The organism is Paenibacillus sp. 1_12 (genome assembly GCF_900114475.1).
GTDB lineage: Bacteria > Bacillota > Bacilli > Paenibacillales > NBRC-103111 > Paenibacillus_S.
In genome coordinates this window covers 160,369-180,611 of record NZ_FOTE01000005.1, presented here as the reverse complement: position 1 = coordinate 180,611, position 20,243 = coordinate 160,369, and the positions used below count along the sequence as shown (strand labels likewise).

At 45.3% G+C, this 20,243-nt stretch carries 20 protein-coding genes; 18 read left to right on the top strand and 2 right to left on the bottom strand.

The genetic code is table 11. The features are described from left to right. Positions 1-44: 44 nt before the first annotated feature. The gene (locus tag BM210_RS13420; RefSeq protein WP_091168864.1) at positions 45-2,921 is read left to right on the top strand and encodes an RCC1 domain-containing protein; all 2,877 of its coding nucleotides are present in this window, start codon (positions 45-47) and stop codon (positions 2,919-2,921) included. Positions 2,922-3,033: 112 nt separating this feature from the next. Here the strand turns inward: BM210_RS13420 and BM210_RS13415 are convergent, their stop codons facing one another. Continuing rightward, entirely contained in the window at positions 3,034-4,308 is a 1,275-nt protein-coding gene (locus BM210_RS13415; protein WP_091168862.1) for a glucuronate isomerase, read from the bottom strand. 464 nt (positions 4,309-4,772) lie between these two features. Further along, a complete protein-coding gene (locus BM210_RS13410; protein WP_091168859.1) occupies positions 4,773-4,979 on the bottom strand; it encodes a DUF1657 domain-containing protein in 207 nt (68 codons plus the stop codon). Between the two features lie 142 nt (positions 4,980-5,121). Between BM210_RS13410 and BM210_RS13405 the strand changes: the two genes are divergently transcribed. The 17 genes from BM210_RS13405 to BM210_RS13325 all read left to right on the top strand — a co-directional run bounded on the left by BM210_RS13405 (position 5,122) and on the right by BM210_RS13325 (position 19,880). Beyond that, the gene (locus BM210_RS13405; RefSeq protein ID WP_371263470.1) at positions 5,122-5,979 is read left to right on the top strand and encodes a DUF421 domain-containing protein; all 858 of its coding nucleotides are present in this window, start codon (positions 5,122-5,124) and stop codon (positions 5,977-5,979) included. 16 nt (positions 5,980-5,995) lie between these two features. After that, entirely contained in the window at positions 5,996-6,469 is a 474-nt protein-coding gene (spoVAC, locus tag BM210_RS13400) for a stage V sporulation protein AC (protein ID WP_091168854.1), read from the top strand. A 3-nt stretch (positions 6,470-6,472) separates the two neighbouring features. Beyond that, positions 6,473-7,486 (top strand): stage V sporulation protein AD, encoded by a 1,014-nt coding sequence (spoVAD, locus tag BM210_RS13395; RefSeq protein WP_091168851.1) that lies wholly within the window; start codon positions 6,473-6,475, stop codon positions 7,484-7,486. A gap of 15 nt (positions 7,487-7,501) precedes the next feature. Further along, complete coding sequence (spoVAE, locus tag BM210_RS13390) at positions 7,502-7,852, top strand: stage V sporulation protein AE (RefSeq protein WP_091169382.1); 351 nt, start codon at positions 7,502-7,504, stop codon at positions 7,850-7,852. Positions 7,853-8,085: 233 nt separating this feature from the next. Next, entirely contained in the window at positions 8,086-9,045 is a 960-nt protein-coding gene (locus tag BM210_RS13385; protein WP_091168848.1) for an AAA family ATPase, read from the top strand. Between the two features lie 5 nt (positions 9,046-9,050). Further along, the gene (locus BM210_RS13380) at positions 9,051-10,295 is read left to right on the top strand and encodes a DUF58 domain-containing protein (protein WP_091168845.1); all 1,245 of its coding nucleotides are present in this window, start codon (positions 9,051-9,053) and stop codon (positions 10,293-10,295) included. After that, positions 10,292-12,532 carry a transglutaminase TgpA family protein gene (locus BM210_RS13375; protein WP_091168844.1) on the top strand — a complete coding sequence of 747 codons (2,241 nt, stop codon included), beginning with the start codon at positions 10,292-10,294 and terminating at the stop codon, positions 12,530-12,532. Before BM210_RS13380 ends, BM210_RS13375 begins: the two co-directional genes overlap by 4 nt. Before the next feature lie 141 nt (positions 12,533-12,673). After that, positions 12,674-13,171, top strand: coding sequence for a YqeG family HAD IIIA-type phosphatase (locus tag BM210_RS13370; RefSeq protein ID WP_091169379.1), 498 nt, complete (start codon positions 12,674-12,676; stop codon positions 13,169-13,171). A gap of 7 nt (positions 13,172-13,178) precedes the next feature. Then, complete coding sequence (yqeH, locus tag BM210_RS13365) at positions 13,179-14,300, top strand: ribosome biogenesis GTPase YqeH (RefSeq protein WP_091168841.1); 1,122 nt, start codon at positions 13,179-13,181, stop codon at positions 14,298-14,300. A 20-nt stretch (positions 14,301-14,320) separates the two neighbouring features. Further along, on the top strand, positions 14,321-15,178 hold the full coding sequence (locus BM210_RS13360) for a shikimate dehydrogenase (RefSeq protein ID WP_091168839.1): 858 nt from the start codon (positions 14,321-14,323) through the stop codon (positions 15,176-15,178). A gap of 85 nt (positions 15,179-15,263) precedes the next feature. Continuing rightward, positions 15,264-15,557, top strand: a complete 294-nt coding sequence (yhbY, locus tag BM210_RS13355; protein ID WP_091168836.1) for a ribosome assembly RNA-binding protein YhbY — start codon at positions 15,264-15,266, stop codon at positions 15,555-15,557. Between the two features lie 26 nt (positions 15,558-15,583). After that, complete coding sequence (locus tag BM210_RS13350) at positions 15,584-16,183, top strand: nicotinate-nucleotide adenylyltransferase (RefSeq protein WP_091168835.1); 600 nt, start codon at positions 15,584-15,586, stop codon at positions 16,181-16,183. After that, complete coding sequence (yqeK, locus tag BM210_RS13345; RefSeq protein WP_091168832.1) at positions 16,161-16,733, top strand: bis(5'-nucleosyl)-tetraphosphatase (symmetrical) YqeK; 573 nt, start codon at positions 16,161-16,163, stop codon at positions 16,731-16,733. The genes BM210_RS13350 and yqeK overlap by 23 nt, the downstream gene beginning before the upstream one ends. A 37-nt stretch (positions 16,734-16,770) precedes the next feature. After that, complete coding sequence (rsfS, locus tag BM210_RS13340) at positions 16,771-17,118, top strand: ribosome silencing factor (protein ID WP_076230075.1); 348 nt, start codon at positions 16,771-16,773, stop codon at positions 17,116-17,118. Further along, a complete protein-coding gene (locus tag BM210_RS13335) occupies positions 17,115-18,047 on the top strand; it encodes a CvfB family protein (protein WP_091168830.1) in 933 nt (310 codons plus the stop codon). The genes rsfS and BM210_RS13335 overlap by 4 nt, the downstream gene beginning before the upstream one ends. A gap of 37 nt (positions 18,048-18,084) precedes the next feature. Further along, the gene (locus tag BM210_RS13330; RefSeq protein ID WP_177237822.1) at positions 18,085-18,891 is read left to right on the top strand and encodes a class I SAM-dependent DNA methyltransferase; all 807 of its coding nucleotides are present in this window, start codon (positions 18,085-18,087) and stop codon (positions 18,889-18,891) included. 296 nt (positions 18,892-19,187) lie between these two features. Next, on the top strand, positions 19,188-19,880 hold the full coding sequence (locus BM210_RS13325; RefSeq protein WP_177237792.1) for a TraX family protein: 693 nt from the start codon (positions 19,188-19,190) through the stop codon (positions 19,878-19,880). The last annotated feature ends 363 nt before the right edge of the window (positions 19,881-20,243 follow it).

Here is a 20,243-nt window from a genome sequence, read left to right as displayed (position 1 = left end):
AGCAGGGTATACACCGCATAAAACATGATGGAGGAGATTGTACAATGGTTCGAAACCGTTTCAAATATAAGCTAAAACGCTGGCTTTCCTTTTCAATGACTGGAGCGCTTTTGCTTCAAACCTTGGTTGTATCAGGTTCTGCCTTCGCTGATGGTGTATCAAATGATGGTAATCCCAGTGTAGTATCCTCAGCGATTAATGCTGCTAGTTCAACTGTTGCAGCGCCTGTGCTAGGCGTCGCTCAAGTTACGGGTGGTTTAAGTCATACTGTTGCCCTGAAAAGCAACGGTACGGTTTGGACCTGGGGTGACAGCTTGCATGGTAAGCTCGGAACAGGAGCTGGCGTTTCCCGTTATACACCGACACAGGTGAAGGAGCTTTTCGATATTACAGCTGTTGCAGCTGGGATGAATCATACTCTTGCGCTTCGCAAGGATGGTACGGTCTGGGCGTGGGGGCAAAATAACGCAGGTCAATTAGGTGATGGTACTTTAAATGACCAGCTTATACCATTCCAGATCGAGGATTTAAAGGATGTCATTGCTATCTCTGCAGGAAGCAATCATTCAATTGCTTTAAAAAGCGATGGGACGATTGTGACCTGGGGAGATAATTCAAAAGGTCAATTGGGTGATGGCACCACAACCAGTAAGCTAAAGCCTGCGCAGTTGGCTTATCCTACGAATGTTAAGGCTATTGCCTCCGGCTCCAATCATGTTCTGGCGCTGATTTCAGACAATAATGTACTTGCTTGGGGAGACAACACCTATGGTCAAGCTGGCGATGCGGACACCAATGATATTGTTAGCAGACCTACTCGGGTAAACTTTACCTATGAGACTACTGCTGTAGCTGCTGGTGGTAATTTCTCAATGACACTAAAAGAAGATGGTCGCGTATTTACCTGGGGCTCTAACGTAGCAGGACAGCTGGGAAACGGAAATACAACCGATCGGAACTTTGCATCCAGTGTTACTGGGGTTAATGACGCTGTGAACATTGCAGCCGGAAATTCCCATGCATTAGTTCGACATAAGGACGGAACCGTCAGTGCATGGGGCTTGAACAACTATGGGCAATTGGGCACCGGAGATTACAAGAACAGTATTGTTAATGTGAGAATTGATAGTTTAAGAAATATTGCTGCAGTTGGCACCGGAGCTTTTCACTCCATGATCGTGAAAACAGATGGAACCGTGTGGGCTTGGGGTAACAGCACACTGGGACAATTAGGGGACGGAGCAGCAACAAGCCGAATTATACCCGCGTTAGTTCCGCGATTTTTCTTATCTGAACAAGTGATCGATCCCTCACTGGGAAGCTATAACGGTATTATACAACCACGGAAGCTTGTGTCAGGAGACAGCTTTACGCTGGTATGGATGAGCAACAAGCTCTGGACTTGGGGCGAGAACACATTTGGTCAATTAGGTATCGGCAGAAACGGGGGTACTAACACACCGATTGCCTTGGATACTTTGGACCCAATCGCATCAATAGCTGCTGGTACCGGGCATGCGTTGGCACTGAAAGCAGATGGGACGGTATGGAGCTGGGGATTGAATAGTAATGGTCAGCTAGCAGACAACTTATTAATAAACAAGAATGAGCCAGCAGCGGCACCTTTGTTTACAGATATTGTTGATATTGCTGCTGGAAATTCCTTTACAATTGCATTGAAGAAAGATGGAACGGTATGGGCTTTGGGTGATAACACCTTCGGTGCTCTTGCAGACGGAACGTCCAAATCAAGCGTAACGCCAATCGAGATTCCAGGCTTGAAACGAATTCAGGCTATTGCAGCAGGCTACAATCATGCATTGGCATTAGCTAGCGATGGAACGGTATGGGTATGGGGCGACAATATTAATGGACAGCTTGGCGATGGTACTTTATCGACGCGCCGCTCTGCTGTGCAACTTTCAGGGTTAAGTAATATAAAGGCAATAGCTGCTGGTCGTAATCACTCTCTTGCACTGAGATCTGATGGTACAGTGTGGGCTTGGGGTTATAATGGCTACGGTCAAATTGGGGATAATTCGACGACCAATCGGTTAATTCCTACTCAGGTCGGCAGTTTATACGATGTGACAGCAATTGCCGGAGGCAGCTATCATTCTCTTGCTGTAAAAAAGGATGGATCCGTATGGTCTTGGGGCCAGAACATTTACGGTCAATTGGGTGATGGGACGACTACGAATAGACAGATACCTGTTCAAGCTAAAGCTATTCACGATGTATTGACTGTATCTGCTGGTAGTGCTCATTCCGTTGCTACATCGGCAGATGGAGCGGTATGGACTTGGGGAGGAAATACGATCGGTCAATTAGGAGATGGTACTTACAAGAACCGTGCGATACCAGAAACCGTATCTGGTTTTGTTAGTGGTTTTAGTGATACCGGAGGCCACTGGGCCAGTGCGGCAATTGCTGCCGCTGTGGAAAAGGGTTACACAGACGGCTATCCGGATGGCACTTTCAAGCCAGAGGGTACGGTTACACGAGCGGAGTTCGCTAAGCTGACGGCTGCAGCACTTAAGTTGCCATCAGCCCAGCTATCTGTAGACAAAGTATGGTATCAACCCTATGTAGATACACTTGTCAAAGCAGGGTTTTATGGTCAGGAAGAAACCCAGACCATATGGGATGCACCGATTACCCGTTCAGAAATGGCTAAAATTGCTGTTCGAGCTACAAATAAAGAACTACAGAACTCAACCACTGTGGTAGATAGCTCATTTGCAATGCTTCATGCAGTCCAAAAAGGGATCCTGCAGGGCCTTAATAATGGCGATTTGGCACCACAGGAAACAACTACAAGAGCTCAGGCGATAACGATCATCGAACGACTGCTTTCTCTGAACAATGGAGCAGTACTGCCAATAGATGAGCTAGCTCTCAAAAATGCTCAAGGCAAATAACCGTAAGATTGCTTACATCAAAAAAGACGCTGCTGAATAGAGCGTCTTTTTTGATGATTTTTTCTACAGCAATAAAACAATGTAAGTAACTAATTAGAGTTGCAATTATGATTTATTTTGCAGCTATCGCTGCAGGATCGGGTTTCCCAAGAAACTTCCAGAAAGTACCCCCAAGTAAATCGTCTACGTCACGCTGGATCTCTTCTTCCTCCAGGCGCCAACCAGCCGCCAATAAATCATCATATTTCTCAAACAATACTTTTGCAATGATTTCACGGGAATGATCCCATTTATATAGTAGCTGGTCAATAATACGACAGTCGGAATGCTGTGGAATGATACTGCCACCGAGCAATTCGAAGCGCATACGGGTAATTTCTTCGATAAGACTCGGATTGTTCAGGAACCACCAGCAGCCGAAAATTAATAAATTGCGGTTTTTACGAGCGGTCACGGCAAGCTCATGCTGATTTTCACGGGATAGCATGGTCACGAGAAATTTCACGTCTTGATACTTGCTGACGATACGTTCAACTGTTCCTATATCACTTTTTCCTAAGCTGTCTCCTGCACCTTTCAAAGAAGGGTTTACCTGGCGCTTAACACCTATCATCATGGCGAACGGAATGTTGGCTTCACGTGCGACAGGTACGATACATTCGTCGATGATGCGTCCGCGAGATGAATCTTCGGGATAAGCAAAATCATTTGGGAGCGAGACCGCCATATATAGAGGATTGATGCGCGCAATCCAGTCGTTCAGAAAACGGCGAATCTCAGAAATGGTATTACCAGAAAAATCGGGTTTCACCTCATAGCCCTGCTCAACAAGCAGCGTCCAGCTCGTATCCCAGGCGTTCAGCAGAGGATCAATTCGAAGCGCAGCGAGAAAACGAGGATCCTGTGGATGATTTTGTGACCATTTCTCACGCTCAAAGCTATCAAAAGGATCATTTGTCATGACAACCGTTTTGACCTTTGCAAGCTCCAAAATACGTGAAATATAGTCTTTGGCGCTAACGTTTTTGTAATATTCACGATATGTATTCAAGTCCCGAGTGCTTAAATCGAAGCCAAGTCTATTTAATACAGTGACCACACCGCGGCACGCTTCACTGTATGGTGAGTGCTCAATGAACAAAGTTTTCCATATTAAATCGGCCTGCTCTTGTTTGCTCATAGCCCAGAAAGCATCATAAGATAATTCCGGTTTGAAACGGAATGTTTCAGCAATCAGGTAGTGATAAGTTAATAAATCATCGACACCCCATAGAAGTAGGTCACCGAACGATTCTGCAAATAAGTGGGTATGAATATCGGTTACTTGCGTATTCCTTACCGTTTCCGTAACAAATGAATGTAGATGCTCCTTCGAATGAATCGTCATAATGAAGAGACCCTCCCGCAAAATAAGTTTATGTTAACGTGAACAATGAACGTATTATATCATTAAATTCCATATAGGCATATACACATTCCAAACAAATTACCGTGACATAGGATAGAATCGGGAACATTATGGATAGATAGGAGCCTGTTTATATGAAAAAACAGAATAACCTGATCATGATACTTGTACTGTATATTTTGTTGCTTTTATTTTTATGGTTATTGGCTTGATCTAGAGGACGCATACGATGCTTCTGCGGAGCTAAGTGCGTAATCACCGTACATAGCTCATTATCTTTTATCCTTACCAGGATATAGAAGCACAGTTTGTGAGAGCTTAAAGAAACAAATGATTTGCAGTCTAAATAAAAAGCCTTGAATTGCCCATGGTCGGCAATCACAAGGCTTTTTATGTTGGACAAGCTTCGGATGTTTTGGATCAGTTTTCAGATCCCAATCCGTTTAGAAGCCTTTATATTGAGGCTCTTCACTTTCCAACTGCTGAACACGCCCGCTAATTTGATCGCAAACTTGCTGCGTAGTTTGGGCAGCTTGTTCGAATACCTGCTTAGCTTCCTGATTTTGTGTGCTCAGAGCAAATGTCTCCAGGCTGGCTTGTGCGCTTTTTAACGAAGCCAGTGTAGTTTTTACGCTTGATGCTACAGTCATGATTGTTCACCTCCTTGTGTTTCACCTCTTACATTGTGCTCACAATTTTTGAAATCATGACTGGATATATTTAGAAACCATAAGTCTGAGCAATGATGCAAATAATGTTACGGAGATGTATTCCGGGAAGGAGAGAATGGGGATGGATTGGGTACAAATTGTTGTCAGGTCTCTTGGAGCTATTGCGATGCTGTTTATACTCACAAGGATATTAGGGAAAAAGCAGATTTCCCAGCTTACTTTTTTTGAATATATAACAGGTATTACCCTGGGTGAGCTGGCTGGCTTTATATCAACCGATATCGAAAATAATTATATGCACGGTGTTGTTGCTTTATTGGTATGGGCACTGGTACCGCTCGGATTGGAATTGATAACTATGAAGAGTGTTACGCTTAGAGGCTGGTTCGAGGGGAAGGGAACGGTCATGATCAAGGAAGGCAAGGTCATGGAGGACAACCTCAAGAAAGAGCGTTACACGGCAGAGGAGTTGCTGGAGCAGCTTCGAAAGAAAAGTGTTTTTAATCCGTCCGAGGTCCAATTTGCGATGCTGGAGGCAAGTGGAGAGCTGAGCGTTATGCTTAAGAAAGAGAACCAACCGCTTACTGCAAAGCACCTTGGAATCCAAACGGCACCCGAGATGGAATCGCAGGCTGTTATTATCGACGGTAATATTATGGAAGAGCCGCTCGCAACAGCTGGACTGAATCCAGGATGGCTCAGGACGGAATTGGAGAAAATAGGCGTCACAATAGACAATGTGTTTCTGGGCACTGTTGATTCTTATGGAGCTCTGTATGTCGATCTGTATGATGATATGTTGAAGCTGCCTGTAAATAACGAAAGACGTCTGCTGATGGCTACAATAAAAAAATGCGAGGCGGATTTGGCCTTGTATGGCTTGTCAACGATAGATGCCTCTGCGAAGAAAATGTACGAGAGCTGTACTTTACAGCTGCAAAAGCAAATTAAACTACTTGAGCCCGTATTAAAAAGATAAGAAAGGAAGCGATGAAATGGCTTCAAAAACAAAGCAAAAACTTACCTGGACACAGCAGGAATATCAAGTGCTTGCCAAAAAGAAGGAGCCATCCAGGCCAGTTTTAAAAAACTGCCTTCGGGCTTTTTTCGTCGGTGGGATTATTTGTGTGATAGGTCAAGGTTTAACTGAGATGTTCATTCACGCCTTTGGGTTTCCAGCAGAAAAGGCAGGTAATCCAACAGTGGCTGTGCTTATTCTATTGTCTGTCATCCTGACCTGCTTCGGGTTGTATGACAAGCTCGCACAGTGGGCAGGTGCCGGTTCGGCTGTCCCCGTGACGGGCTTTGCGAACTCCATGTGTTCGGCAGCACTCGAGCATAAAAGTGAAGGATTTGTTCTAGGTGTCGGTGGCAATATGTTTAAATTAGCCGGATCTGTTATTGTGTTCGGAATTGTGGCTGCATTTGTTGTGGGACTGGTGCATTTAATTTTTAACATAGGAGGATGAGCGATGCTTCAGGGATACCAAAGCTGGGCATTTCAGAACCGACCCGTGATAACCGGTGTTGCCACTGTCGTTGGCCCTGAGGAGGGTGCGGGACCGTTAGGTGATGATTTCGATATTGTTCATGGTGATATGCTGCTGCAGCAAGAGAGCTGGGAGAAGGCAGAGCGGCAATTGATGGATGAAGCTGCGAAGCTTGCTGTCGAAAACGCTGGACTCACCAAAGAAAAGGTTCAGTTTTATGTAGGCGGCGACTTAATGAATCAAATTATTAGCAGCACTTTCGCAGCACGGACACTCGCGATTCCCTACATTGGTATTTTCGGAGCCTGCTCTACCTCAATGGAAGGTCTAGCGCTAGCGGCGATGCTGACGGATGCTGGTTATGCAAACGATGTGATGGCTGGAACCTGCAGTCACAATTGCACCTCCGAGAAGCAGTTCCGTTATCCAACCGAATACGGCTCACAGAAGCCTCCTACCGCCCAATATACGGTGACAGGTGCAGGTGCGGCTGTAGTCTCCCGAAATGGGAAAGGTCCGGTGGTTACTGGCGCGACCATCGGTCGTGTCATTGATATGGGCATAAAGGATCCGTTTAATATGGGAGCCGCAATGGCACCTGCCGCGGTGGATACTATGCAGGCGCATTTCAAGGATTTTGACCGCGAGCCTGGGTACTACGATTTGATCGTCACAGGCGATTTGGCCAAAGTAGGTTACGATATTGCGAATGAATTGCTTATTAAACATAAAATACCGATTCATCAAACCACTTATAACGATTGCGGTCTGATGATTTATGATCGTGAGAAACAGCCTGTTATTGCGGGGGGAAGCGGCTGTGGTTGCTCAGCTGTGGTTACTTATGGTCATATTCTAAAAAAGCTGATCAAAGGCGATTATCGCAAAATTTTGGTCATCGCTACAGGTGCTTTGTTGTCACCACTTTCGTTTCAACAAGGTGAAAGCATACCCTGTATCGCTCATGCTGTAGCTATCGAAAGCGGGGTGAACTAAGCAATGGAAACTTTCATGGATTTTGTATGGGCATTTATTATCGGTGGTGCGATATGTGTAGTTGGTCAGCTTCTGATGGATGTGGGGAAGCTTACACCTGCGCATACGATGAGTACACTTGTCGTAAGCGGTGCAGTTTTGGATGGAATAGGCTGGTATGATCCGTTAATTCGATTCGCTGGTGCTGGCGCAACGGTGCCGATTACAAGCTTTGGGAATGCACTTGTTCACGGAGCACTGCAGGAGCTCAAGGAAGACGGAGCTATAGGTATTATCACAGGTATTTTCAATGTGACAAGCGCAGGTATTTCGGCAGCGATTATCTTTTCATTTCTGGCAGCTCTCTTTTGCAGGCCTCGCGGGTAAAGTTCCCATTTGATGAAACCGTATAAAGGTTTTGTACGTATCCTTAGTAAGGTCCGTTCTGCTCCAGGGGCTAGCCCTATGGAGTTTTTTTTGTTTTCAAAATGTCTCCAAATGTGTAATTTTACAAACAATTTTAGCGTATTTGCACGTATACGGCCTTTTTTTAATCATGTAAAATAGAAAGTGAATCATTCTGCCCACTCATTACATACACCCTAAGGAGGATCAGGAACATGGAGGCCATTGTCAGTGAAGATATAGGAATGCTAAAGCGCATACAAGCGAATTTGGAGTCTTGCATCCTCGGTAAGACAGATGAAATAAAACTACTCATGACAGCCATGTTAGCAGGTGGACACGTACTTTTGGAGGATGTACCAGGTACCGGAAAAACAATTTTGATCAAATCATTAGCTAAATCGATTCGTGGTCAATTCCGACGTATCCAATGCAATCCTGATTTGCTTCCCACCGATATTACTGGAGTTTCGATATATCATCCGAAAGATGAAGTATTCATATTCAGACCAGGCCCGATTATGACACACATTTTGCTGGCTGATGAGATTAACCGCGCCACAACCAAGACACAATCTGCTTTGTTGGAAGCCATGGAAGAACGTCATATTACAGTGGATGGTGCCACGCATGAGCTTCCTCAGCCATTTATGATGCTGGCCACACAAAATCCGATTGATTTTGAAGGCACATATACATTGCCGGAAGCGCAGCTGGACCGTTTCATGATGAAATTTAGTCTGGGATACCCGGATGAAGCAACAGAAACGAAGATGATTATTTCACAAAGTATTGTGCATCCAATTGAAAAGCTGGAGCCGGTAGCGGACATCGAGCACATTCTCGGTATGCAGCAGAGAGCGAAGCGTGTACATCTGGATGATGCAGTCGCAAGCTATCTGGTTTCGATCACAAGACAAACCCGTGAGCATACTGCAATTTTCCTTGGTGCAAGTCCTCGTGCAACTTTAGCACTGGTACAGGCATCTAAGGCCTATGCATTGCTTCAGGAAAGGGATTATGTCATTCCAGACGACATCAAGTTTTTGGCTCCATACGTGTTGGGGCATCGCCTCATTCTGAATGCTGAAGCCCGGATGGACGGCGCTACGGTGCAATCCGTACTACAGTCTGTGTTTCAACAGGTGAGAGTACCCGTACGAATGGAGAAGTGAGCAGGATGCGTGAAGCCATCGTTCAGAAGCTTACCGAATTACCACGTATGAGCAAACAATTTTGGGCGGTACTGTTAAGCTTACTGGGGAGCTTGGGTTTTCTGTTGTTTCAAGGTGGGAAACTCGCACTAATGCTGTTTGTGGTCATGCTCGTGTTAAGCATTTATTTATTGCTGGGGCAGTGGAGCGGCATCAAACGGACACAGGGAGCACGGACGCTGCATAATGCGGAAACGAATAGTACACTAGAGGCAGGAAGCTCACTCACAGTGACTATTCAACTGCAAATTCCCGGATTTTGGCCCATGCCTTATATATTCGTAAAGGATCGATTGACTCACAAAAACGGCAGTGAGCTTGCATTTGAATCGACCATAGTTCCGGATTGGAGAAGACGTGGAGATTGGGAATACCGGACACCTGCACTGCGTAGAGGTTCGTATACTTTCGGCACTACCGAATGTGTTACTGAAGATATATTTGGTTTATTTGAGCACAGAGGTACCCTCAAGCTGCCTAATAGTATCGTCGTACTGCCGCAAACCATACAGATTCGCGAATGGCAGCAATATCATCAAATGATGAAAGGGACAAACCACCATTCTACTACGACACGTGCAGTCCGCGAAACGACACAGATCAATGGTGTACGAGAGTATATTTATGGGGATCGATTGTCACGTATTCACTGGAATGCGACAGCCAAAACAGGAACATGGAAATCTAAGGAATTTGAACGTGAATCCTTACCCAAAACCTATTTGATTCTTGATCGTGAACGCAAGGCTTATGGAGAATCGGAGGAATTTGAGCTCGCTGTTTCTATAGCGGCATCTTTGTTTCAATACGGAGCCGGACGCAGTTTAGCTCTGGGACTCGTGTCTACGGGAGCGGATGATGTGTATTTTGAGCCAAAACCAGGACAAAATTTACTTAAAGCGGTTCAACAGCATTTTATCCATGTGGAGGCCGACGGCTCGTATAACCTTCGCCAAGTATTAAGGGAAAAGGTCCAGCATCTGGTTCCAGGCAGTTTTATTACCTTGATTACACCGCAGTACGGTGAACCCATTATACAAATTTTTAATTGGCTCAAGCAGCTGCAATTAAACCCTTGCCACCTGTGGATATGCTCGGACGCTGCCGATCAAGAAGCTTGGTTGAAAAGACTGCAATCGGTTGGTGTGGTCGGGTATGCTATCCATTCCCTTCATGAGCTTCCGGTTGTGCTGGGAGGGAGAAGTGGATGAGCGAGCTGATGTATGAAAAGACACCTGTATGGCAGCGTATGCTTTGGACGGATTGGCCGCATCGTTTGACCGCTTTACTGGTGGGCTTGTTATTATTGCAATTTGTAACCTGGATTACCAAAGAAAATGGAGTGTGGCTGCCGGAGACGGTTCGAATTGTTCAGTTAACGCTGCTTGTAACCTTCCTGATTGAGCATGTTCCGAGGCTTCATTGGCTTGCACGTGGATTCATACAAATGATTGCGGTGATCGCGCTCAATGCACATGTTTTACGCGATTATAAAATCATTGATGATGTATCTGTATCCAGCTATTTTTCTTCACAGCTGTTTCTGAACTTATACCAGTTGACTCCATATCTATGGTTTGCGTTAAGCACATGGGTCATTTATCTGGCTTTGATCTGGTGGGTAGAGGTGAAGTGGAGAATTTATCTACTCATGATCGTTAGTGTACTCGCCATGTGTATACGTGATTCTTTTTCGAATGTGTATTTGTGGCCTCAAGTGGTAATGGTGCTGGGCTGCGGATTATTTCTGCTGATTTTGTGTCACTTTCAGCGGCTTCGTCGAAAAGATCCAACAGCATGGAGCTATTTGGCTGATTATCCGATGTCAATTTCAGTACCAGTCATTACATTGGTTTGTCTGACATTATCTATTGGTTCCATTATGCCGGAGGTCAGTCCCTTATTGACCGATCCTTATACAGCGTGGCGCAATTTTCAAGGTCAGCCGGTTAACTTTACTACGGGTAAAGGGGTTGAGGTCGCTGCGGCTGCAGGTGATTCTTCTTCCGGATATAGCCGCAATGACACGTCTCTGGGTGGGGGATTTGAATTCGATTTTACCCCTGTCATGACCGTGGAAACCTCACATCGAAGCTATTGGCGTGGAGAGACGAGGAGTTTTTACAGTGGTAAAGGCTGGGAGCTCGGAGAAGGAGACAGACGTGCTCAGGTGAGCAGTGTACGTGCGGATGTCCCGCTGACTTCTGATCCAAGAACTGCTGGCAGCAAGCTGAAAACAATAGAGGTTACCCAAACGGTTACGATTTTGTCTGAGGAAAAATATCCTGTGTTATTCGGAGCCTTCAGCTTGCAAAAGGTAGTCGATCTCGGAGGTGTCAAGACAGGTTTTGAGCCCTTGCTATGGGCGCCATCGCAATCTGAGATGCGGTTTAATGAGCAGCAGCGTCAAGCATTCCCCAAATCGTACACAGTTGTCTCACAAATGCCGATAGTGGATGAGGAAGTCTTGCGTCAAGTGCCTGCCGAGCTGCCGAATCGTGTAGAGCTGGCTGAATATTTACAACTGCCTGACAATACACCGAATCGTGTCCGTCAATTAGCGGCGGATATTACCAAAGATACGGTGAGCCCTTATGACAAGGCTAAGAAGATTGAGCAATATTTGCGTCAAACCTACCCTTATACGAACAAGCCTGATCTTACCAAAGGACGGAGTCGAGACTTTGTAGAGCGTTTCTTATTTGAAATCAAGGAAGGCTATTGTGATTATTTCTCATCAGCGATGGCGGTGCTCTCTAGATCATCTGGACTTCCTACTCGATGGGTGAAGGGCTATGCATCTGGTTCTACAACAGTACCTGATGAATATTTGAATATGTCGGTTGAGCAGGGTATGTTGGATCCCGATGCTGCTGGTGTGTATACCGTTCGTAATGCGGATGCGCATTCCTGGGTGGAAATTTATTTTAGTGGCTATGGTTGGATTCCTTTTGAGCCTACCTCTGGATTTGTACTGCCGCGTGCCGCGCAATTACAGGAAACTGTAATCGATATGTCAACATTACCCGAAATACCGGAAACAGCGGAAGAAACGGCTGTTTTTTCAAATCCAGGCCATGTTGCCAGTATTAGCGGATTGGTGCTGTTAGCGATAGCGTTAGTGGCTTTTCTAGTATGGAAGCTGCAGGTAATAGAACTTATCAAAGAACGGATCGAGCGTCGAAGAGCATCGCTTCTGAAGCAAAAGGTCATCGTAGAATGTGAACGAATGCTGAGAATTTGCCGACGCAATGGCTATACCCGTGATGAGCATGAAACCCTGCGTGAAGCAACCCGCAGATGGATCAAGCAGAGCAAATGGATGAAGGCAGATTTGGAGCAGGTGCTATCTATCTTTGAGAAAGCCAAGTACAGCAATGCAGAAATAACAGAGGATGACTGGCAGAGCACGACTCAGCTCGTCGAGAAGCTGCGTTCGCAATTTTGATTGAGAAAGAAGCTTTAAGCTCTGGCCTGGCAGCTTGCTGTCAGGCTTTTTGTTGTAGATCGTTATTATTATTTTGCCACACCTATCAGGCTGTGGTATAGTTTGACGTATGTAGGTATGATCGTTCCCGAGGTGATTTCTTTGTTAAAAAGGCTGCTTCCACAATTACAAGTGAACACGATATATGATATTGACCTCAATGATCTATGGGCCAAAGGTGTTCGTGGCATAATTACGGATCTTGATAATACGCTCGTAGGAGCCAAAGCGCCATTAGCCACACCAGAATTAATTGAGTGGCTCAAGGTTGTTGCACAAATCGGTTTTCAGGTCGTGATTGTTTCCAACAATAACAAGCTACGGGTTAGTAAATTCGCTGAACCGCTGCTTCTGCCTTTTATTTATCGGGCCAAAAAGCCGACCAGTGCAGCTTTCCACAAAGCATTAGGTATGATGAATCTGCTGCCTAGTCAAACAGTGGTTATTGGCGATCAAATGATGACCGACGTGCTTGGCGGGAACCGGATTGGCTTATTTACGATTCTGGTGCTTCCAATTGCAAAGGGAGATGAAGGTTTTTTTACGAAAGTTGTCAATCGCTCGCTCGAGAAAGTAGCTACAAGTTGGATGAAAAGGTAGGTAAACCATGACAGAAAAGATTTTTGAATCACAGGCCTGTGCCGGATGCGGTGTGAAGCTGCAAACGGAGCATGCTGACAAGCTGGGTTATGTTCCGGCGCAAGCATTGGATCGTTCGCCGATCATATGCCAGCGTTGTTTTCGCATGAAAAATTATAACGAGTCCTCAGGTATTACTTTAGACCACAATGACTTTTTGAAGCTGTTGAGTCACGTTGGGCATACAAAATCACTGGTCGTCAATATTGTCGACATATTCGATTTTGAAGGTACTTTGATCAGCGGTCTGCCTCGCTTTGTCGGAGATAATCCGATTGTGTTGGTAGTTAACAAAATTGATTTGCTACCGAAGGTGACCAATTATAACAGAATTGTCAATTGGATACGTAAGCAGGCCAGTGAATTTGGCCTTAAGGTTGTTGAAGTTGTATTATGTTCGGCAAAAATGAATATGGGCTTTGATCGTGTCATCCAAGCATTGGACGAGCATAGGGGTGGACGCGATATATATGTCGTTGGGGCTACGAACGTTGGCAAATCGACACTGATTAATCGGTTGATTCGTGATTACAGCGATCTGGAAGCCGAGCTGACAACGTCCCAGTACCCGGGAACGACTCTTGACCTGGTGAAAATACCCATGGATGATGGGACCTTTATTATTGACACACCAGGTATTGTATACCCGCACCGATTGACAGAGCTCGTAAGCAAAAAAGATTTAACTACGCTCATGCCTGATAAGGTCGTCAAGCCGCTCGTATTTCAATTAAATGAGAAGCAGACGATATTTTTTGGCAGCTTTGTACGGTTTGATTTTATTCAAGGTGCGCGTCAGTCGTTTACTTTTTATGTATCCAATGCCCTTACACCGCACCGGACCAAGCTGGAACGCGCCGATGAGCTGTATGCAGAGCACAAGGGTGTCATGCTAGCACCTCCGACACTTGAGGCTTTGGAGTTATTGCCGAAGCTGACCAAGGTACCTGTGCGTATTCCGAAAGGCAAAATATACGATGTTTCGATCTCGGGTTTGGGCTGGATTAAAATTAACAGCGATAGCGGCGCCGATTTGGCAGTGCATGTTCCCAAAGGGGTTAAGGTTGCTGTGCGCGAATCCATGATATAGAGTGGAAGGAACGAATAATAATGGGGAAACTGAAACTGGATAGCAACACCATTCTGTATGGTGTCTTCGGAGATCCGATTCACCATTCGAAATCGCCGATCATGTTGAATCGGGCTTTTGAAGAATCGGGGATAAACGCGGTCTACGCGGCATTTCATATTAAACAGGGGCAGCTTAAGGCGGCTATTGATGGAATCCGCACCCTGCAATTTCGCGGTGTCAATGTTACCATTCCGCATAAGGTAGAGGTCATGGAATACATGGATGAAATCGATGAAGGCGCCCGGATCATTGGTGCAGTCAACACGATTATTAATGAAGATGGACGGCTTATTGGCCGTAATACGGATGGTATCGGTTACGTGAGATCATTGAAGGAAGAAACAGGAATCGATTTGCGAGGCAAACATGTATTGATGCTTGGTGCAGGGGGCGCAGCACGTGGTGTTGCGTATGCATTAGCCATGGAAGGTGCAGCCCATATTTATATAGCCAATCGTACTCGCGATAAAGCCATTGAACTGGCGCAAACCATATCCAGCTTCACCACAGCCACCGGCTTAGGGATGGATGAGATTGGCGATATGGTTGGCAAGGTTGGTTTGATTGTGAATAATACTTCCGTTGGCATGTATCCAAATGTTGATGCTGTACCGATGGATACTTCATTGATCCTGGATTCTACTGTAGTCAGTGATCTGGTTTACAACCCACTGGTTACAAAATTCCTTTGTGAATCCGAGGCTCGGGGTGCAGCCATTCACAGCGGCTTGGGTATGTTTATTTACCAGGGTGCGTTCGCTTTCGAGTATTGGACAGGTACTACGGCTCCGGTTGCTGCCATGCGTCAAGCTGTAATCGATTCATTTAACGCATAGATGAAACTCGCAGCTTACCGCTTACAACGACTAGCAAGATCACCCATAACTTTTATTAAATCAAGAATAGAGGATAACGATAATTATGCTAACAGGTAAACAAACAAGACATTTACGCGCTTTAGCGCATCATTTGAACCCGATTTTCCAGGTGGGTAAGGGTGGCGTGAACGAGCATCTGATCAGACATATCAATGAAGCATTGGAAGTACGCGAGCTGATCAAGGTTACGGTGCTCAATAACAGTGGCGAGGACCGCAAAGAGGTCGGTGAACAATTGGCAGAGCAAGCAGATGCTGAGCTCGTACAGGTAATAGGCAAAATTATCGTGCTGTACAAAGAGTCGAAAGATCATAAAACGATTGTACTGCCGGTTTAGATTTTTGAGCTAGAAGAGGTGAATGTATGAAGGTTGGAATCATGGGAGGAACCTTTGATCCTATACATATCGGACATTTAATTGCTGCCCAGCATGCTTGTGAGCAAGCGCTGTTGGATGAGGTCTGGTTTATGCCAACGAATGTGCCTCCTCATAAAGAGAAAGGGCCTATGGCTACTCCGGAGCAGCGTTGGGACATGGTGTGCCGTGCGGTTGAGGACCACTCCCATTTTCGCCCTTTTGATTTCGAACTGAGGAAGGGCGGCATTTCCTACAGCTTTGACACCGTAACCGAGCTTCTTCAAGTGCATCCAGACGTTCATTTTGCTTATATTATCGGTGCGGATATGGTACAGTATTTGCCCAAATGGTACAGGATTGATGAATTGGTGCAGAAAATTGCGTTTATCGGTCTTCAGCGTCCAGGTTATGTGTGGGATTTGAGTTTGCTGCCAGAAGCTATTCGCAAAGCGGTTATTCCTGTAGAAATGCCCTTGATCGAGCTTTCTTCGAGCATGATTCGATTGCGTCAATCCAAAGGGCTATCGGTTCGTTATTTAGTTCCGGATCGAGTAAATGAATATATGGTGGTGAATCGGATTTATGAATCGCAAGCAGCTGATTGATGCGGTAAAGTCACAAATGCCTGCTGCCCGTTGGGAGCACACGTTAGGTGTGATGGAGACAGCCGTTTTACTCGCAAGAAGCTATCAAGGTGATGCTGACAAGGCTCACATGGCTGCAGTGCTGCATGATGTTTGTAAATATTGGCCAGTCAAGGAACAGGGCAATGTGATTCGCGATCATGGCTTACCTGCGGATTTGTTGGATTATGATAAGGAAATCTGGCATGCTCATGCAGGTGCTTTTATTGCTCAGCGGGATTATGAGGTTGACGACGAAGAGGTGTTGGATGCGATCCGTTACCATACGACTGGACGTAAACACATGACTCAGCTGGAAAAAATCGTTTGTCTGGCAGACTATATCGAACCTGGAAGAGATTTTCCGGGCGTGCATAAGATTCGTGAAATCGCCGAATATAGTATGGAGAAAGCACTCTTGACGGCGTTTGATGGTACGATTATTTTTTTGCTGGAAAAAGGAAAAAAGGTTTATCCATTAACGTTATTGGCTAGAAATAGCCTGGTTGATGAAATAAATCAGTTGAATTGAATAATTTGCAATACAGTGAGATAGAGGAGGAAATGAAATGAGTCTTACACCAGAAAAATTAGTAGATCTTGTTGTTGAAGCGGCTGAAGATAAAAAAGCAATGAATTTAATCGCGTTAAACCTGCAGGGGGTTTCGCTGATTACGGATTATTTCGTTATTTGTCATGGTAATTCAGAAACACAGGTTCAAGCTATCGCTACGGAAATTCGTAAAAAAGCTGAACAAAATGGTGGACGTGTACGTGGATTAGAAGGTATGGATACAGCACGTTGGGTGCTGGTTGACTTAGGGGACGTTATTGTTCATGTTTTCCATCGCGAAGATCGGGAATATTACAATATTGAGCGTCTTTGGTCGGATGCCAAGGTGGTTGAACGCGTATGATCTTGGATGCAGGAAAAACTTACAAACTCAAAGTTGCTAAGGAAATCGCTCCACACGGTTATTTTGTAACGGATGGCAATCAAGAAGTATTGCTCCATTACAGCGAGGTCGTGGGCACGATTAAACCCGGTGATTCCGTAGATGTATTTTTGTTCTACGATACACAGGATCGTCTTGCCAGTACGATGAAAAAACCATTAATCCAACTGGGTGAGATTGCTCTTTTGGAAGTTGTTGATATTCATCCACGGTTCGGTTGTTTTCTGGAAATGGGCTTAGGCCGCAACCTGCTGCTTCCATTCAGGGAACAGCCTGATCTGCGTGAGCTTCGGCCACAAGTAGGAGACAAGGTGTTTGTTGAGCTTGCCCATGACCGCCAAGGTCGATTGCTGGCCAGAGTTGCCGGTGAGGCTGAATTGAAGCCGATGTGCTTTGATGCTCCGACTAGCTGGAAGAACACTTGGGTTAGCGCAAGAGTGTACAAGCCGCTGCAGATGGGAACCTTTGTGGTTTGTGACGGAGGTGTTGTTGGTTTTGGAGTCATTGGCATGATCCACTCCACTGATCGTACAAGGAAGCTGCGTCTTGGCGAGCAGGTTGATGTGCGGGTAAGCTTTGTTCGTGAGGATGGCAATGTGAACTGTTCAATGAAAGCTGTGAAAGAAGTTGGACGTGATGAGGACTCGGAGAAGCTGCTTGCTTTTCTGCGCGAAAGACCTAACGGCTCGATGCCTTATTCGGATGAATCTCCGGCAGATGCAATTAATGAACGGTTTCAGATCAGTAAATCGGCTTTTAAGCGGGCTATCGGCAAATTAATGCGTGAAGGTCTTGTCTATCAAGAAGGAAGCTGGACCCATCTGAAGCAAGAGCAACAGCCTGAGGAAAATCAGGAGCCTACGTCTCAGAGTAAGTCGGATACAGAATAAATTGCAATGAATTGTCAATTAGCAAAGGTGTTGAACGATAGTGGCTTACAACCAATTTGCGTATTATTATGATCGACTGATGGAAGATATGCCTTACGCTGAGTGGCTGGAATTTTTGCAAAAATGCTGGAAACAATATGGTCTTCCACAAACCATTGCAGATCTCGGATGCGGTACAGGCAGTATAGCACTGCCGCTTGCACAGCAGGGCTATGAAGTGTTTGGAATCGATTTGTCCGAGGATATGTTGGCGGTAGCACAGCAAAAGGCACAAGAAGCTGAGTCTCAGCATCTTTTCCAGGGAAAAGGTCGAGTGACATGGCTGCAGCAGGATTTACGCGATTGGTCCTTGCCGATCCAGGTTGATGCAGTTATCTCTTTGTGTGATTGTGTGAACTATTTGCTGGAGCAGGAGGATGTGCAGCAGGCTTTTATGCAAGCATTCGAGGGTCTCAAAGCTGGTGGCATATTTGTATTCGATGTGCATACACCCTTACAACTGCAAAGCTATGCGGAGGAACAGCCCTTTTTTCTGAATGAAGACGATATTGCTTATATTTGGACGAGCGAATTGGACGAAGAACGTTGTGAAATCGAGCACGCGCTGACGATATTTAGTCAGGTACCTCCGAGCAGCGGCGGAAAATCAGGCTCTGAGCATGGTAATCATTTTCTGCGTTTGGAGGAATATCATGTGCAGCGTGCGTATTCACTTTCCTGGTTAAAGCAGCAGCTAATGGCTGTTGGTTTTAATGATGTGGCTTGCTACGGTGATTTTGTATGGAAGCCGGCAACAGACACAACGCAGCGTGCTTTTTTTGTAGCGAGGAAGCCATTGGACTAGAATAAAAGCCTGTTACAGCTTCATAAACAGGCTCCATATACATAAAATGATTCCCCATAGTGGTAAAGCTAACAAAATTCCGTTCATAATACCCAACATGTGGCCCACCTCGTTCTAGTTGATCGGAGTTGCCGACGTTACACTGGCAGCTAATATTGTTATCTTTTCCATTTGGGAAATTCTCTAATCATTTTTACTTTCTCCAAATAGACCTCGATTCCGCTTCATATAGTGGTTATCGAGGTTTATTCATGACATGGAGTATTTTATCTAAACAGAGAAAGAAGGTATCCCTATTGAGCAATGAAAACAGCAGCGTGCAGCCCATGGTCAAGGCGAATCCGATGGGAATGCAGCGAGAGCTGCTTCAAATCGTAGCCATGCTGAGCATGCTCATCGATCATATAGGAGCAGCTTTATATCCAGATCAATTTCTGTTCTTGCGTTTTATTGGACGACTGGCCTTTCCTCTGTATGCTTTTGGTATTGTTCAAGGTTTTCTACATACCCGCAATATTCAAAAATATGTGCTGCGATTGGGGATATTAGCGCTCGTTTCCCAATTCCCTTTTATGTGGGCCTTCGACTATATGGAATTGAATGTAATTGCGACCTTTTTTATATGTATATTGACCCTGATAGCGATGGACCGTACCCGGATTATTTTATTGCAAATTTTTATCGCTTGTATTGCTTTTCTGCTGTTTAGTTGGATTCCAACTGATTACGGTACATATGCGCTGATGATGATTTTGATCTTCAGGTATACGACCTCTTATTTTGCTCTGCTTTTGCATTTTTTCTTGAACCTGTATTATTACTGGACTGGCGGCGTTATTTATCAATTTATAAGTATGGTTTCTACGTTAGGGCTGATTTGGGGAGCCAAAGCAAGACCCATCCCATTTACTATTCCGCGGTGGCTGTGGTTATCGTTTTATCCCGGTCATTTATTGATTCTTGCCATCATCAAATGGTTATTTTATTAAAAAACAGAGTGAACAAGCAGGCGTGACTTGACACGAATGCCGTTTTTTACATATAATCGCCTTATATGAAAAAGCGGCTGTGATAGGAAGTAGTAGCTACGTACCATTTTTCAGAGAGTCAGTGTTAGGGTGAGAGCTGGCATATGGGAAGAGTGAACTCGTCTTGGAGCCAGAAGGCTAAAGCTTGAATGCTGCTGATGTTGGATACGTTCAATAGGGCAGGGCAAAGTCAAGTCTAACCGGATCGTTGCCCCCGCGTTAAGGGGAAGAGTGAACACGGGCAAAGCATGCCTGATGTTAACTAGGGTGGTACCACGGGAAGCACGCCTCTCGTCCCTAGCCGTTGCGCTAGCGATGAGGGGC

Coding starts and splice junctions, on each gene's coding strand:
- yqeK (WP_091168832.1), top strand. CDS start 16,161: ATGAATCGCAAGCAGCTGATTGATGCGGTAAAGTCACAAATGCCTGCT.
- BM210_RS13420 (WP_091168864.1), top strand. CDS start 45: ATGGTTCGAAACCGTTTCAAATATAAGCTAAAACGCTGGCTTTCCTTT.
- BM210_RS13380 (WP_091168845.1), top strand. CDS start 9,051: ATGCGTGAAGCCATCGTTCAGAAGCTTACCGAATTACCACGTATGAGC.
- BM210_RS13385 (WP_091168848.1), top strand. CDS start 8,086: ATGGAGGCCATTGTCAGTGAAGATATAGGAATGCTAAAGCGCATACAA.
- yhbY (WP_091168836.1), top strand. CDS start 15,264: ATGCTAACAGGTAAACAAACAAGACATTTACGCGCTTTAGCGCATCAT.
- BM210_RS13405 (WP_371263470.1), top strand. CDS start 5,122: ATGGATTGGGTACAAATTGTTGTCAGGTCTCTTGGAGCTATTGCGATG.
- BM210_RS13360 (WP_091168839.1), top strand. CDS start 14,321: ATGGGGAAACTGAAACTGGATAGCAACACCATTCTGTATGGTGTCTTC.
- BM210_RS13415 (WP_091168862.1), bottom strand. CDS start 4,308: ATGACGATTCATTCGAAGGAGCATCTACATTCATTTGTTACGGAAACG.
- spoVAD (WP_091168851.1), top strand. CDS start 6,473: ATGCTTCAGGGATACCAAAGCTGGGCATTTCAGAACCGACCCGTGATA.
- spoVAC (WP_091168854.1), top strand. CDS start 5,996: ATGGCTTCAAAAACAAAGCAAAAACTTACCTGGACACAGCAGGAATAT.
- rsfS (WP_076230075.1), top strand. CDS start 16,771: ATGAGTCTTACACCAGAAAAATTAGTAGATCTTGTTGTTGAAGCGGCT.
- BM210_RS13375 (WP_091168844.1), top strand. CDS start 10,292: ATGAGCGAGCTGATGTATGAAAAGACACCTGTATGGCAGCGTATGCTT.
- BM210_RS13350 (WP_091168835.1), top strand. CDS start 15,584: ATGAAGGTTGGAATCATGGGAGGAACCTTTGATCCTATACATATCGGA.
- spoVAE (WP_091169382.1), top strand. CDS start 7,502: ATGGATTTTGTATGGGCATTTATTATCGGTGGTGCGATATGTGTAGTT.
- yqeH (WP_091168841.1), top strand. CDS start 13,179: ATGACAGAAAAGATTTTTGAATCACAGGCCTGTGCCGGATGCGGTGTG.
- BM210_RS13335 (WP_091168830.1), top strand. CDS start 17,115: ATGATCTTGGATGCAGGAAAAACTTACAAACTCAAAGTTGCTAAGGAA.
- BM210_RS13410 (WP_091168859.1), bottom strand. CDS start 4,979: ATGACTGTAGCATCAAGCGTAAAAACTACACTGGCTTCGTTAAAAAGC.